Source organism: Citrobacter sp. Cpo100, from assembly GCF_030332595.1.
GTDB lineage: Bacteria > Pseudomonadota > Gammaproteobacteria > Enterobacterales > Enterobacteriaceae > Citrobacter > Citrobacter portucalensis.
In genome coordinates this window covers 122,887-138,084 of record NZ_JAOWHM010000026.1, presented here as the reverse complement: position 1 = coordinate 138,084, position 15,198 = coordinate 122,887, and the positions used below count along the sequence as shown (strand labels likewise).

15 protein-coding genes are annotated in these 15,198 nt (G+C 52.4%); 12 read left to right on the top strand and 3 right to left on the bottom strand.

Features of this window, described 5'->3' with window-relative positions; all coding sequences use genetic code 11:
• Positions 1–21 precede the first annotated feature (21 nt).
• Positions 22–1,278: a Gfo/Idh/MocA family protein gene (locus OGX96_RS04165; protein ID WP_048236827.1), complete on the top strand. Its 1,257-nt coding sequence runs from the start codon at positions 22–24 to the stop codon at positions 1,276–1,278.
• Positions 1,279–1,296: 18 nt separating this feature from the next.
• On the top strand, positions 1,297–2,217 hold the full coding sequence (locus tag OGX96_RS04160) for an ROK family protein (protein WP_008785896.1): 921 nt from the start codon (positions 1,297–1,299) through the stop codon (positions 2,215–2,217).
• A 37-nt stretch (positions 2,218–2,254) separates the two neighbouring features.
• On the opposite strand, the gene agaR is transcribed toward OGX96_RS04160, so the two are convergent.
• The gene (gene agaR, locus OGX96_RS04155; RefSeq protein WP_003024920.1) at positions 2,255–3,025 is read right to left on the bottom strand and encodes a transcriptional repressor AgaR; all 771 of its coding nucleotides are present in this window, start codon (positions 3,023–3,025) and stop codon (positions 2,255–2,257) included.
• A 324-nt stretch (positions 3,026–3,349) separates the two neighbouring features.
• Positions 3,350–4,156 carry a DeoR family transcriptional regulator gene (locus tag OGX96_RS04150; RefSeq protein WP_153686695.1) on the bottom strand — a complete coding sequence of 269 codons (807 nt, stop codon included), beginning with the start codon at positions 4,154–4,156 and terminating at the stop codon, positions 3,350–3,352.
• Positions 4,157–4,405: 249 nt separating this feature from the next.
• Between OGX96_RS04150 and kbaZ the strand changes: the two genes are divergently transcribed.
• The 8 genes from kbaZ to kbaY all read left to right on the top strand — a co-directional run bounded on the left by kbaZ (position 4,406) and on the right by kbaY (position 11,783).
• Complete coding sequence (gene kbaZ / locus OGX96_RS04145) at positions 4,406–5,701, top strand: tagatose-bisphosphate aldolase subunit KbaZ (RefSeq protein WP_020996349.1); 1,296 nt, start codon at positions 4,406–4,408, stop codon at positions 5,699–5,701.
• A 19-nt stretch (positions 5,702–5,720) separates the two neighbouring features.
• Complete coding sequence (gene agaV / locus OGX96_RS04140) at positions 5,721–6,194, top strand: PTS N-acetylgalactosamine transporter subunit IIB (protein WP_003024925.1); 474 nt, start codon at positions 5,721–5,723, stop codon at positions 6,192–6,194.
• Positions 6,195–6,204: 10 nt separating this feature from the next.
• Positions 6,205–6,984 (top strand): PTS N-acetylgalactosamine transporter subunit IIC, encoded by a 780-nt coding sequence (gene agaW / locus OGX96_RS04135; protein WP_003839998.1) that lies wholly within the window; start codon positions 6,205–6,207, stop codon positions 6,982–6,984.
• Positions 6,974–7,852: a PTS N-acetylgalactosamine transporter subunit IID gene (gene agaE / locus OGX96_RS04130; protein ID WP_003024929.1), complete on the top strand. Its 879-nt coding sequence runs from the start codon at positions 6,974–6,976 to the stop codon at positions 7,850–7,852. The genes agaW and agaE overlap by 11 nt, the downstream gene beginning before the upstream one ends.
• A 16-nt stretch (positions 7,853–7,868) precedes the next feature.
• Positions 7,869–8,303, top strand: coding sequence for a PTS galactosamine/N-acetylgalactosamine transporter subunit IIA (gene agaF, locus OGX96_RS04125; protein ID WP_048215476.1), 435 nt, complete (start codon positions 7,869–7,871; stop codon positions 8,301–8,303).
• A complete protein-coding gene (nagA, locus tag OGX96_RS04120) occupies positions 8,300–9,433 on the top strand; it encodes an N-acetylglucosamine-6-phosphate deacetylase (RefSeq protein WP_198801741.1) in 1,134 nt (377 codons plus the stop codon). The genes agaF and nagA overlap by 4 nt, the downstream gene beginning before the upstream one ends.
• A 301-nt stretch (positions 9,434–9,734) precedes the next feature.
• Positions 9,735–10,889, top strand: coding sequence for an AgaS family sugar isomerase (locus OGX96_RS04115; protein ID WP_008785901.1), 1,155 nt, complete (start codon positions 9,735–9,737; stop codon positions 10,887–10,889).
• A 12-nt stretch (positions 10,890–10,901) separates the two neighbouring features.
• On the top strand, positions 10,902–11,783 hold the full coding sequence (gene kbaY / locus OGX96_RS04110) for a tagatose-bisphosphate aldolase subunit KbaY (protein WP_016151042.1): 882 nt from the start codon (positions 10,902–10,904) through the stop codon (positions 11,781–11,783).
• 55 nt (positions 11,784–11,838) lie between these two features.
• Here the strand turns inward: kbaY and rsmI are convergent, their stop codons facing one another.
• Positions 11,839–12,702 carry a 16S rRNA (cytidine(1402)-2'-O)-methyltransferase gene (gene rsmI / locus OGX96_RS04105; RefSeq protein WP_003024942.1) on the bottom strand — a complete coding sequence of 288 codons (864 nt, stop codon included), beginning with the start codon at positions 12,700–12,702 and terminating at the stop codon, positions 11,839–11,841.
• Between the two features lie 63 nt (positions 12,703–12,765).
• Here rsmI and OGX96_RS04100 point away from each other — a divergent pair, with 63 nt between their 5' ends.
• On the top strand, positions 12,766–14,817 hold the full coding sequence (locus OGX96_RS04100) for a penicillin-binding protein activator (RefSeq protein ID WP_198801740.1): 2,052 nt from the start codon (positions 12,766–12,768) through the stop codon (positions 14,815–14,817).
• A complete protein-coding gene (locus OGX96_RS04095; RefSeq protein WP_003828625.1) occupies positions 14,775–15,170 on the top strand; it encodes a YraN family protein in 396 nt (131 codons plus the stop codon). The genes OGX96_RS04100 and OGX96_RS04095 overlap by 43 nt, the downstream gene beginning before the upstream one ends.
• The last annotated feature ends 28 nt before the right edge of the window (positions 15,171–15,198 follow it).

Here is a 15,198-nt window from a genome sequence, read left to right as displayed (position 1 = left end):
AGTGAAAAATGAGAGGTTTATATGTGTGCGAATAAAGTGACCGTATTAGTGGTAGGGGCTGGTGCGCGCGGAGAAATATATTCTCGCTATGCGCTTGAACATCCAGACAGAATGCAGGTGGTAGGCGTTGCCGAGCCCAGAGAGGCATACCGCCAGCAGTTTGTCGCACAGCATAAGATTGACCCAAATAACGTGTTTTGCGACTGGCAAGAAGCTGCGGCCCAACCCAAAATGGCCGATGTGGTACTTATTTGCACGCAGGATAATATGCACAAAGATCCTGCCGTGGCGTTTGCTAATCTCGGCTATCACATTCTGCTGGAAAAACCGCTCGCCCCTACGCCAGAAGATTGCCGGATCATTATTGATGCGGTCAAACGCAACAACGTATTACTGGCCGTCGCGCACGTCCTGCGTTACACCCGCTATACGCAAAAGCTGAAATCACTGCTTGATGATGGCGTAATTGGCGATATTGTCAGCATGCAGCATCTCGAACCCGTAGGTTACTGGCATCAGGCGCACTCGTTTGTACGTGGTAACTGGCGCAATGAAGCAGAATCGTCATTTATGTTGTTACAGAAATCCTGTCATGATTTGGACTGGATCCGCTACATCATGAGCGACAACTGCCAGGACGTAGGATCATTTGGTAGCCTGAGTCACTTTGTGAAAGAGAATCAGCCTGCTGGTGCCGCCGACCGCTGCCTTGATTGTCAGGTTGAATCAACCTGTCCCTGGTCTGCCTGCAAAATTTATCTGGGTGAAAACCACAAATGCACTCCACACTTCCGTCGGGTGCTGACTGCAGATCCTAGCGAAGAGAATGTTCGCCAGGCGCTGCGCGATGGGCCTTATGGTCGTTGCGTTTATCGTTGTGATAATGATGTGGTGGATCATCAGGTTGTTAACTTACGTTTTGCCCACCAACAGACAGTGACCTTTACCATGACCGCGTTTACCAAAATGGAAGATCGAAAAACGCGCCTGTTTGGTACCAGAGGTTATCTGGAAGGCGATGGCGAGCAGATCCGGGTGTTTGATTTCCTGACAGACAAAGAAACAGTGCATCAGATCGAGGAGATCGCCGCTGGCACACAAACCCAGATGGGGGGGCATGGTGGTGGCGATTACTACCTGATGGATCGCTTCATCCACGCAGTGATGGCCAACGATCAAAATATGATCCTTTCTGGCCCGGATGAATCACTGGAAAGTCACTTAATGGTCTTTGCCGCAGAGCGCGCTCGCAAGGAAAACTGTCTGGTTACGCTGTGAAGCCGGAGGAGATGAGGCATGTTTTACGGTGTTGATATTGGTGGAACCAAAACTGAAATTGTCGCTTTTGATAAGGAAATGCAGGTTTGCTGGCGTAAGCGCGTCGCCACGCCAGTGCAGGATTATGAACTCTTTCTTTCGACCTTTACTTCACTTATTGATACCGCCGACTGGGCGACTGGAACGCAAGGAAAAATTGGCATCGGCATGCCCGGTCTTATGGACAGACATACCGGAAAATTACTGTCATCTAACGTGCCTTGCCTCACAGGACGCCAGGTGATGAACGATCTGGCCCACCGCCTCAATCGTTCGGTTGAACTGGACAATGACTGCTGCTGTTTTGCACTCTCGGAAGCCCATACCCAGCAGGCTCGCCAGTTCTCCCGAATTTTTGGTGCCATTATTGGCACCGGCATGGGTGGAGGGTTAGTCATTGACGGTCAGTTGTATCGGGGTCGCAACCGAATGGCCAGTGAGTTCGGCCATTTACCGCTTCCGGCAACGTTTATGCGTCGTTATCACTTGCCGGAGTTGAAGTGCGGCTGTGGCTTACAAGGGTGTCTGGAACGCTATCAATCCGGTCCTGGTTTACTGTGGCTCCACAAACACTTCAGTGGAGAACAACTCAAAATGGAGACCCTGCTGGAGCATTATCGTCATGGCAATGCCAGCGCCGTTACAACCATAGAAGCATGGATTGATATGTTGGGTTGTACGCTGGCGCAATTGCAGTTGATTCTGGATGTCGATGCTTTTGTTCTCGGCGGTGGAGTTTCCAACATCGAGGAAATTTATACGTTGCTGCCGCAGGCCATGTCACGTTACTTGTTCCCGGGATTAGAGCCTGCCCGCGTATTCCCGGCCATCCATGGTGCATCCAGCGGGGTTCGCGGTGCCGCATTGCTGCTGGTTGAACAGGGTACGCTGACCCACTAAAACACTGCTGGCGAGAAAATCTCGCCAGCAATTTCAGTTATTCATCCGCAATCACCACATCCACCCCAAGCTGGATTAACGTCCGGTGATAATTTTCAGGGATACCGCTGTCGGTAATCACCCGGTCAATCCCGCTGATTTCGCTAATCATACAGAAACTTTTGCGGCCAAACTTGCTGGAGTCAGCGACTACCGTGACCTCCTGCGCAACCTCACACATTACCTGATTCAGATGTGCTTCTCCCGGATGTGGCGTGGTAATCCCCGCTTCAAGGCAGAATCCATCAACGCCCAAAAAAAGCTTATCAAACCGGTATTGTCTGAGCTGGTGTTCTGCTGAAGGGCCATACAATGAATAGACGCTTTGCCTGACATTCCCTCCCAGGATCATGACGTCTACGCGCTCAAAATTCGCCAGTTCCCACGCAATGTTGAGCGCATTGGTCATCACCACCAGATCGCGGCGATTCTTTAACATTGGAGGAATGAGCGTGGTGGTCGAACCGGAATCGAGGATTAACGTGTCACCATCTTTCACAAAGCTGGCTGCTTTTTCGGCAATACGCGTTTTCACATCGCGATTCAGCCGGTCCTTATCCTGCAAAGGCCGGTCAAGGGCAAAGTGCTGATTGAGAACCGCCCCGCCGTAGGAGCGCATGACGCATCCTTTCTGCTCCAGATAACGTAAGTCGTTGCGGATCGTGACCGATGACACACCAAAATGGACGCTCAGTGGCTCGACACGAACGCTACCCTGATCGCACAGCAGATCAATTATTTGCTCGCGACGTCTTAAGTTATCCAGCATTTCTATTGCTCCATCAAATATTCATGTTGTTTTGTTTTAGCGCTTTAGCACTTTCGTTTTCTTTTGAATATATTACATCAGAAGCAATAAGGTGAATTTGTGCGCACAGACTCAGCGTTTAATTTAACCAAAACTGACTATTTTCTTTCGTTTTAGCAAACCGAAACGAAGAAAACCGAAAAAATGAAAAGACTCAAAGCGGGTAAGATGCGAGAAAGAGACGGGAAGCATGCAAAAAAACGAAAGCGAGCTACTAAAAAAGCTCGCTTATGGTTTGTTTTTGTTTAATTGAATGGGATCACATTTTTGAATTTTAGAGCGGGACTACTCAACAATGATCACTTCAACACCGCTGCGGCGTAGTTCCTGCAAACTCTCCTCTGGGATACCTTCATCAACAATGATGGTATGGATCCTCTGGGTATCAATGATCTTATGCAGGCTGGAGCGGTTAAACTTCGTCGAGTCGGTAACAACAATAATACGTTCAGCCACTTCACACATCCGACGGTTGAGACGCGCTTCATCTTCGTTGTGCGTGCTAACACCACGCTCTAAATCAATAGCATCAACGCCAAGAAACAGCATGTCGAAGTGATAATTTTGTAGCGACTGCTCAGCCTGATCGCCATAAAACGATTGTGACTGACGACGCAAATGACCGCCGGTCATCAGCAGCTCAACCCCTTCGGCTTCCAGTAGCGCATTGGCGACATTCATACCGTTGGTCATAGCAATGACATTAGTATGCTGGCGCATCAGGCGGGCAATTTCATAGGTCGTGGTACCGGAGTCAAGGATCACGCGGTGTCCCGGTTGAATCAACTCTGCGGCAGCTCTGGCAATACTGCGTTTTACTGCCGTATTAAGTGAACTCTTATCTTCAACAGAAGGCTCCACAACAGATGCATTGCTTTCGCAAATCAGCGCTCCGCCATAGGCACGTACCGCAATCCCCTGCTTTTCCAGAAAAGCGAGGTCGTTGCGAATAGTGACCGTGGAGACGCCAAAAAATAAGGAGAGATCGTTAACCTGAACGCTTCCCTGCTGCCGTAACCGCTGGATGATCTGCTCACGTCTTTCGCTGGTGCCAATAACGCGCTTGTCTGCAGAGGACTCGGTGTTACTCATAAGAAATCCTTTAGTTGAACCTTTCGTTTTATTTCGTTTTGTCTATTAACGCCTTTCTTTTGCGCGAATGCAAGCCCCGCAAGCAGGGAAGAGCCGGACGAACTTACGCTGAAACCTTTCATTGTGTTTCTTTTGTGAAACAGATCGGAAAACTATTATCTTTCGTTTTATTTTTATAACACCATGATGCAGTATTAAATGAAACAAAACGAAAGATTGATGTCGCAGTAATCTGACCTGGAGAGGAAAGTGAAACATCTAACTAAAATGGTCGAGCAGCATAAACGGGGGAAGGCAAATGGGATTTATGCCGTTTGTTCCGCGCATCCAATCGTACTGGAAGCCGCAATACGCTACGCCCATGCAAACCATACACCGCTGTTGATCGAAGCAACCTCTAATCAGGTTGACCAGTTTGGCGGCTATACAGGTATGACGCCAGCCGATTTTCGCAGTTTTGTCTGCCGATTAGCCGACTCGCTTGATTTTTCTCAGGATATGCTGATTCTCGGCGGAGACCATCTCGGGCCAAACCGTTGGCAAAATCTGCCTGCGGAACAGGCAATGGCCAATGCTGACGATCTGATCAAGAGCTATGTCGCCGCAGGCTTTAAAAAAATCCACCTCGATTGCAGCATGTCTTGTGCCAACGACCCGGTTCCACTGACGGATGAAATCGTCGCTGAGCGCGCCGCACGCCTGGCCAAAGTCGCCGAAGAAACCTGTATGGCACATTTTGGCGAGTCTGACCTGGTCTATGTGATTGGCACAGAAGTTCCGGTTCCTGGTGGCGCACACGAAGCGTTAACCGAACTGGCGGTAACAACGCCAGATGCCGCACGTGCAACGCTGCAGGCCCACTATCACGCCTTTGAAAAGCGCGGGCTGGAAGGTATATGGGCACGTATTATCGCCCTGGTCGTGCAACCTGGCGTTGAATTCGACCACACGCACATCATTGATTATCAACCGCAGAAAGCCGTGGCACTCAGCAAAATGGTGGAAGACTACGACACGCTGGTTTTTGAAGCGCATTCTACCGATTACCAAACGCCACAGTCCTTGCGCCAACTGGTGATAGACCACTTCGCTATTCTGAAAGTGGGACCCGCGCTTACCTTCGCCCTGCGCGAAGCGCTGTTTTCGTTAGCTGCCATTGAAGAAGAATTGCTGCCTGCAAAAGCCAGCTCAGGCCTGCGACATGTGCTGGAAAGCGTAATGCTTGATAGACCAGAGTACTGGCAGAGCCATTATCACGGTGATGGCAACGCACGCCGTCTGGCCCGTGGATACAGCTACTCTGATCGGGTTCGTTACTACTGGCCGGACAGCCAGATTGATGAAGCATTTGAACGTCTGGTACGTAACCTGGCGGACGACCCCATTCCACTACCGCTGATTAGCCAGTATTTACCTTTGCAGTACGTAAAAGTGCGCGAGGGAGATCTCAGCGCCACGCCGCGAGAACTCATCATTAACCATATTCAGGACATACTGCAGCAATATCACTGCGCCTGCCTGGGTGCTCCAGATCGTAACGCATAACAAAAAAGAGAAAAATACCATGCCAAACATTGTATTAAGTCGCATTGATGAACGTCTGATTCACGGTCAGGTTGGTGTGCAATGGGTCGGGTTTGCGGGGGCAAACCTGGTGCTGGTCGCTAATGATGAGGTGGCTGAAGATCCAGTGCAGCAAAACCTGATGGAAATGGTACTGGCAGAAGGGATCGCCGTACGCTTCTGGTCACTACAAAAAGTGATCGACAATATTCACCGTGCCGCCGATCGCCAGAAAATTCTGCTGGTCTGCAAATCGCCTGCGGATTTCTTCCGTCTGGTCGAAGGCGGTGTTCCTGTTAACCGTATCAACGTTGGCAATATGCACTACGCCAACGGCAAGCAACAAATCGCCAAAACGGTTTCTGTAGACGCTGCAGATATTACGGCGTTCAACGGGCTCAAAGCCGCTGGAGTGGAATGCTTCGTTCAGGGCGTTCCAACAGAACCCGCCCAGGACCTCTATAAACTTCTCTGAGGGATTCACAATGGAAATCAGTCTGTTGCAGGCTTTTGCGTTGGGTATTCTCGCCTTTATTGCAGGCCTGGATATGTTCAATGGGTTAACGCACATGCACCGCCCGGTTGTTCTCGGGCCGCTGGTCGGCCTGATTCTGGGCGATCTGCATACCGGTATTTTAACAGGTGGTACGCTGGAACTGGTGTGGATGGGTCTTGCCCCACTGGCGGGAGCTCAACCGCCAAACGTGATTATCGGCACTATCGTGGGAACCACGTTTGCCATAACGACCGGAGTGAAACCTGAAGTTGCCGTAGGTGTGGCGGTACCGTTCGCCGTAGCAGTACAGATGGGGATTACCTTCCTGTTCTCTGTGATGTCCGGGGTGATGGCTCGCTGCGATCGCATGGCAGCGAATGCCGATACCGCCGGGATTGAGCGAGTCAACTATCTGGCGTTGCTCGCGCTGGGGACCTTCTACTTTTTATGCGCGTTCCTGCCGATTTACTTTGGCGCGGAACATGCCAAAACCGCGATAGATGTTCTGCCGACGCGTCTGATTGACGGCCTGGGTGTGGCAGGCGGCATCATGCCAGCTATCGGCTTCGCCGTACTGCTGAAAATCATGATGAAAAACGTCTATATCCCCTACTTCATCCTGGGTTTTGTAGCAGCAGCCTGGCTCAAACTCCCTGTGCTGGCGATCGCCGCCGCAGCACTGGCAATGGCGCTGATCGATTTTCTGCGTAAATCACCTGAACCTACAGCTCCCGCAGCACAAAAAGAGGAATTCGAAGATGGCATCTAATCAAACGGCTCTGCCGAACGTTTCCGAAACCGAAGAAACGCTGCTGTCCGGCACCAATGAAAACGTCTACGAAGACCAGAATATCGGTGCCGAGCTGACGAAAAAAGATATCAACCGTGTTGCCTGGCGTTCAATGCTGTTGCAGGCCTCTTTTAACTACGAGCGTATGCAGGCATCAGGATGGCTGTACGGCCTGTTACCTGCTCTGAAAAAGATCCATACCAATAAGCGCGATCTGGCGCGTTCGATGAAAGGCCATATGGGCTTCTTCAACACGCACCCGTTCCTGGTCACGTTTGTTATCGGGATTATCCTGGCGATGGAACGCTCCAAGCAGGATGTGAACAGTATTCAAAGCACCAAGATTGCCGTGGGTGCGCCGCTTGGCGGCATCGGCGATGCCATGTTCTGGTTAACGTTACTGCCTATTTGCGGCGGTATCGGGGCTAGTCTGGCGCTGCAAGGCTCTATTCTTGGCGCAGTTGTCTTTATTGTTATGTTCAACGTGGTTCATCTTGGTCTGCGCTTTGGGCTGGCACACTATGCTTATCGAATGGGCGTTGCTGCCATTCCGCTGATTAAAGCTAACACCAAAAAGGTTGGACATGCGGCATCCATCGTTGGGATGACGGTGATTGGTGCGCTGGTAGCGACCTATGTTCGCCTGAGCACTACGCTGGAAATCACTGCTGGCGATGCGGTAGTGAAACTGCAAACAGACGTGATAGACAAGCTGATGCCTGCTTTTTTACCGCTGGTCTACACATTAACCATGTTCTGGCTGGTCCGCCGTGGCTGGAGTCCTCTGCGCCTTATCGCCATTACCGTGGTGCTCGGCGTCGTAGGTAAGTTCTGTCATTTCCTGTAAATATAAGGGGTTGTAGATGTTAGGTATTATTTTGACGGGTCATGGCGGGTTTGCCAGCGGAATGGAAAAAGCGATGAAACAGATTCTGGGTGAGCAGACTCAGTTCATTGCCATCGACTTTCCGGAAACCTCAACCACTGCCTTGCTCACCTCACAACTTGAACAGGCGGTGGGTGAACTGGATGCGCAGCAAGACATCGTGTTTCTGACTGATTTGTTGGGCGGAACACCATTTCGCGTCGCTTCCACACTAGCCATGCAAAGGCAAGGTACTGAAGTGATCACCGGTACCAATCTACAACTGCTACTGGAGATGGTGCTGGAGCGCGACGGCCTGAGCAGCGAAGCGTTTCGTTTGCAGGCGCTGGAGTGCGGGCACCGGGGTTTAACCAGCCTGGTGGACGAGCTGGGACGCTGCCGTGAGGAAAAGCCCGTTGAGGAAGGGATATGACACTGCTACTGCGCGCCAGACGTCTACTGACCGAACAGGGTTGGCTGGACGATCATCAATTGCATGTTGAAGACGGTATCATTGCGGCAATAGAGCCAATTCCTTCCGGCGTTATGGTCCGCGATGCTGAACTGCTCTGTCCGGCATACATTGATACCCACGTACACGGGGGCGCGGGTGCCGATGTGATGGATGAAGCACCGGATACACTCGACAAACTGGCGATGCACAAAGCACGTGAAGGGGTAGCCAACTGGCTACCCACTACCGTCACCGCTCCATTACCGGATATTCACAAGGCGCTTGAGCGTATCGCCCAGCGCTACCATTCCGGAGGGCCCGGCGCACAGGTACTGGGCAGTTATCTTGAAGGCCCGTACTTTACGCCGCAGAACAAAGGGGCGCACCCACCTGAGCTTTTCAGGGAACTGGAACTCAGTGAACTGGATGAACTGATATCGATTTCCCAGCAAACATTGCGCGTCGTTGCGCTGGCACCAGAAAAACCTGGTGCATTGCAGGCCATCGAACATCTGAAGCAGCGCAACGTACGGGTGATGCTGGGACACAGCGCAGCTACCTGGGAACAAACCCGCGCAGCCTTTGACGCCGGCGCTGACGGACTGGTTCACTGCTACAACGGTATGACCGGCTTACATCATCGGGAGCCAGGAATGGTTGGCGCAGGGTTAACCGACCCTCGCGCCTGGCTGGAACTTATCGCTGACGGACACCATGTCCACCCGGCAGCCATGAAACTCTGCTGCTGTTGCGCCAAAGACAGGCTGGTGCTGATCACCGATGCCATGCAGGCTGCAGGAATGCCAGACGGACGCTATACGCTCTGCGGTGAGGAAGTAGAAATGCACAGTGGTATTGTGCGTACCGCTTCCGGTGGCCTGGCTGGTAGCACGCTCTCGGTTGACGCCGCCGTACGTAATATGGTCGAGCTCACCGGGATAACGGCAGAAGAGGCAATTCATATGGCCTCTCTCCACCCCGCACGTCTGTTGGGTATCGATCGCCAACTGGGATCGTTAGCAGTGGGAAAACGTGCAGACGCGATCGCGCTCAATAGCGGGCTACATTTACAACAGATCTGGATTCAGGGTCAGGCTCTCCCCCTTTGACCTTTCATTTTGTCTCGTGTTGGCCTGCGGTCTTCGATCGCAAGGCCTTTCTTTTCCTTTCGCTTGAGTAAATACCTAACCATCCTACAACAAGCCTACTTCTTATAGATCAATAAGATAACCACACCTTTCGTTCCCACGATCACAAATTTCGTTTTATTTCCTTTTGGATTATTGCTCTTTCGATTTCTTTCCTATAAATTTTAATCAATCGACAAGATGAACAAGTGAAACGAAACGAAAGATAGCGACATTCTCGCCAGCGTCTTATGTGGAATTTACAAGACTAAGGACTTAAGTTATGCCAGAAACCTATACCCCTGTTACCGCGGTAACGGGCACCTGGACCGAAGAAGAGATCCGTCAACAACCTGCCAGTTGGATCCGTTCCCTTACGAATATCGACAACATTCGATCTGCCATTGACAGCTTTCTCGCGCCATTACTGCGCAAAAACGATCTGCGTATCATACTGACCGGGGCTGGAACATCAGCATTCATTGGCGACATCATCGCTCCCTGGCTGGCAAGCTACACCGGAAAAAATATCAGCGCTGTGCCGACCACCGATCTGGTCACCAATCCGATGGATTACCTGAATCCCGCACATCCGCTGCTGCTCATTTCTTTCGCTCGCTCAGGTAACAGCCCTGAAAGCGTTGCGGCAGTGGAACTGGCTAATCAGTTTGTGCCTGAGTGTTATCACCTGCCGATCACCTGCAACGAAGCAGGTAGCCTCTATCAAAACGCAGTTGCAAGCGACAATGCCTTTGCTCTGTTAATGCCCGCAGAGACACATGACCGTGGCTTCGCCATGACCAGCAGCATTACCACCATGATGGCCAGCTGCCTGGCAGTATTTGCCCCAGAGAAAATCAACAGCCAGACCTTCCGTGACGTGGCCGATCGGTGCCAGACGATTCTGACTTCGCTGGGCGATTTCAGCGACGGTGTATTTGGCAATGAACCCTGGAAACGGATCGTTTACCTCGGTAGCGGTGGATTACAGGGAGCAGCGCGGGAATCAGCACTGAAAGTCCTGGAGCTGACTGCAGGCAAACTGGCCGCATTCTATGACTCCCCGACAGGCTTTCGTCACGGTCCAAAGTCACTGGTTGATAACGAAACGCTGGTAGTGGTCTTTGTTTCCAGCCATCCGTATACACGTCAATACGATCTCGATCTGCTGGCAGAGTTACGCCGCGATCGGCAGGCATTGCGGGTTGTCGCGATTGCCGCACAAACCCATGAGGTGATTGAAGCAGGCCCACATATTCTGCTGCCACCAGCACGCTCTTTCATCGATATGGAATTGGCGTTCTGCTTCCTGATCTACGCCCAGGTTTTTGCTTTGACGCAATCCATCAATATCGGCAATACACCGGATACGCCTTCTGCCAGCGGCACTGTGAACCGCGTTGTACAGGGCGTTGTTATTCATCCCTGGAACGCCTAAAAGGATCGTTTTATGAGCATTATTTCCACGAAATACCTCCTGCTGGATGCCCAAAAAAAGGGCTATGCCGTACCCGCCTTTAACATTCATAACGCCGAGACGATCCAGGCGATCCTTGAAGTGTGCTATGAAATGCAATCGCCGGTGATCCTGGCAGGAACGCCGGGTACCTTTAAGCATATCGCTCTGGAAGAGATCTACGCGCTGTGCAGCGCTTATTCCACCAGCTACGGTATACCGCTGGCGCTGCACCTCGATCACCATGAGTCGCTGGACGACATTCGTCGTAAAGTGAATGCAGGAGTGCGCAGCGCAATGATTGACGGCAGCCACTTTCCGTTTGAAGAAAACGTGAAGCTGGTGAAATCCGTTGTGGATTTTTGCCATGCCAAAGATTGCAGCGTGGAAGCTGAGCTGGGTCGCCTCGGTGGCGTAGAAGATGATATGAGTGTGGATGCAGAAAGCGCCTTCCTCACCGATCCACAAGAAGCTAAACGGTTTGTTGAGCGTACTGGCGTAGATAGCCTTGCTGTTGCCATCGGCACAGCACACGGTTTGTACACCAAAACGCCCAAAATCGATTTCCAGCGGCTGGGTGAAATTCGTGAGGTAGTCGACGTTCCGCTGGTGCTGCATGGCGCAAGCGATGTCCCTGACGAATACGTCCGCCGCACGATCGAGCTTGGCGTTTGCAAAGTTAACGTCGCGACCGAACTGAAAATCGCTTTTGCCGATGCGGTCAAAGCGTGGTTTGCGGAGAATCCGCAGGGCAACGATCCTCGCTATTACATGCGGGTCGGTATGGATGCGATGAAAGAAGTGGTGCGTAGCAAAATCACTGTATGCGGGTCAGCAAACCGCTTATTAATCAGTGAAACTGCCGCTCAGTCTTAAGCACTGTGTTAGCTAATGGCCATACCCTTGTCGGTTTGGCCATCAGCAATCGGGCTTACTCTCCCTGCTGTTCCAGCGCGTGCTTATACAACGCATTCTTTTTCACGCCATGGATTTCAGCAGCCAGCGCGGCGGCCTTTTTCAGCGGCAGTTCTGCCTGCAATAAGGCCAACGTACGCAGCGCATCGGCAGGAAGGTCGTCTTCCTGCGCTTTATGCCCTTCGACAATCAGCACCATTTCGCCTTTGCGACGGTTTTCATCTTCCTTGACCCACGCCAGCAGTTCACCAACCGGTGCACCGTGAATAGTTTCCCAGGTTTTGGTCAGCTCGCGCGCCAGCACCACGTAGCGGGATTCGCCCCACACGGCAACCATGTCTTCCAGGCTATCCAGCAAGCGGTGGGTAGATTCATAAAAAATAAGCGTACGCGGCTCGGCCTCAATGGCTTTCATCGCATCACGACGCCCTTTCGATTTGGCAGGCAGAAATCCTTCATAGCAAAAACGGTCTGAAGGCAGGCCTGCAGCGCTCAGGGCAGCAATCGCCGCACAAGGACCTGGCAGAGGAACAACGCGGATCCCCGCTTCGCGACAGGTACGCACCAGATGGTAACCAGGATCGTTAATCAGCGGCGTTCCGGCATCGGAAACCAGCGCAATGTTTTGTCCTTCCTTGAGCTTCGCGACCAGCGTTTCGGCCTTTTGCTGCTCGTTGTGGTCATGTAGCGCGAACAGACGCGCGTTAATCGCGAAGTGTTGTAACAATAATCCTGTATGACGAGTGTCTTCAGCGGCAATCAAATCAACGGCTTGTAAAACTTCGAGCGCTCGTTGGGTAATATCAGCCAAATTTCCTATAGGAGTAGGTACAATAAAGAGTTGGCCTTGAGAATTATCCGCCGATTCGTGTTGTTTCATTGTGTCGTCCGTATTGCCGATTTAATATTGAGCATTGAGTAAAAAAATATCACTGGATACAGTATGGTACCCTCAACATTTTCTCGTTTGAAAGCCGCACGCGCGCTACCAGTCATTCTGGCAGCACTGATTTTCGCAGGCTGTGGCACCCAGGCGCCAGACCAGAGTGCAGCCCATATGCAGGGCACTGCGCAGGCTGATTCCGGCTTTTATCTGCAACAAATGCAGCAAAGCTCAGATGATAGCAAGACCAACTGGCAATTACTCGCCATTCGTGCACTGCTGAAAGAAGGCAAGAGCCAGCAGGCTATCGAACTGTTTAACCAGCTACCGCAGAAGCTAAGCGATACCCAGCAGCGTGAGCAGTCACTGCTGGCCGTCGAGATTAAGCTCGCGCAGAAAGATGTCGCTGGCGCACAGGCCCTGCTGGATAAGTTAACTCCCGCCGATTTTGATCAAAACCAACAGGCACGCTACTGGCAGGCGCAAATCGACGTCAACCAGGGTCGCCCGTCTCTGACGCTGCTGCGCGCCCTGATCGCCCAGGAACCGCTGCTGGCCGCGAATGCTAAGCAGAAAAATATGGACGCCACCTGGCAGGCGCTGTCGTCCATGACCCAGGAGCAAGCGCAAGCGCTGGTCATCAATGCTGATGAAAACGTGCTGCAAGGCTGGCTGGATCTCCAGCGCGTCTGGTTCGATAACCGTAACGATCCGGACATGATGAAAGCTGGTATTGCGGACTGGCAGAAACGTTATCCGCAAAACCCAGGAGCAAAACTGTTACCAACACAGTTGGTTAACGTGCAGAGCTTTAAGCCCGCCTCCACCAGCAAAATCGCCCTGCTGTTACCACTGAACGGTCAGGCCGCTGTATTTGGCCGTACTATTCAGCAAGGCTTTGAAGCTGCGAAAAACATGGGCACTCAACCTGTCGCAGCCCCTGTTGCTGTCGCACCTGCCGCAGTTCCAGCTGCCGCGACCACCACAGAACAGCCGCAAACGACTGACGGCGTTGCCAGCCCGTCTCAGGCGTCAGTAAGCGATCTGACCAATGAGACGCCGGCTCAGCCAGAAACCCCTGCTGTGCAGCCCGCAGCACCCGCTCAGCCAACAACCGCCAGCGCACCGGCGAATCCATCCGCTGAGCTGAAAATCTACGACACTTCATCACAGCCGCTGAACCAGATCCTGACTCAGGTTCAGCAGGATGGCGCCAGCATCGTGGTTGGCCCACTGTTGAAGAACAATGTTGAAGAGCTGATGAAAAGCAACACGCCATTGAACGTCCTGGCGCTTAACCAGCCGGAGTCGGTGAAAAATCTGCCGAACGTCTGCTACTTCGCCCTGTCGCCAGAAGATGAAGCGCGCGACGCCGCACGCCACATCCGCGATCAGGGAAAACAGACGCCGCTGTTGTTGATTCCACGGAGTTCATTAGGCGATCGCGTTGCCAACGCCTTTGCACAGGAATGGCAAAAACTGGGTGGCGGCGTGGTATTGCAGCAGAAGTTCGGCTCCACCGCTGAACTGAAAATGGGCGTCAACGGCGGCTCAGGGATTTCCCTGACAGGCAGCCCTGTGGCCTCCTCTGTGACAGCCCAACCCGGCGTGACGATTGGCGGTCTCACCATCCCGGCAGCACCTACCGATGCGCAAATCACCGGCGGCAGCGGTCGTGTTGATGCCGTGTATATTCTGGCGACGCCGGAAGAAATTGCATTTATTAAGCCGATGATCGCCATGCGCAACGGCAGCCAGAGCGGAGCAACGCTGTACGCCAGCTCTCGTAGTGCGCAGGGCACTGCCGGCCCGGATTTCCGTCTGGAGATGGAAGGCTTGCAGTACAGCGAAATTCCGATGCTGGCAGGCGCTAACGCACCTCTTATGCAGCAGGCGCTTGGCGCGGTTCGTAACGACTACTCGCTGGCGCGTATGTATGCCATGGGTGTCGATGCCTGGTCGCTTGCCAACCACTTCTCGCAAATGCGTCAGGTGCAGGGTTTCGAAATTAACGGTAATACCGGGGCCTTAACCGCAACGCAGGATTGTGTGATTAACAGGAAGTTATCATGGCTCAAATACCAGCAAGGACAAGTCGTCCCCGCCAGTTAACGAGTAAACAGACCGGTGACGCGTGGGAATCCACCGCGCGTGACTGGCTGCTGAGCAAGGGACTGCATTTTATCGCCGCCAACGTGCGTGAACGTGGTGGCGAAATCGACCTGATAATGCGTGAAGGCAACACCACCGTATTTGTTGAGGTTCGCTACCGACGCTCAGCACAGTTCGGCGGTGCGGCGGCGAGTGTGACCCGGAGCAAACAACACAAATTATTACAGACCGCCCGCTTGTGGCTTGCGCGCCACAATGGGAGTTTTGATACTGTGGATTGCCGGTTCGATGTGTTAGCCTTCACCGGAAATGATGTTGAGTGGTTTAAGGACGCGTTCAACGACCGCTCATAGTTGAAGATTCAGAGCCTGGTTCTTAAGG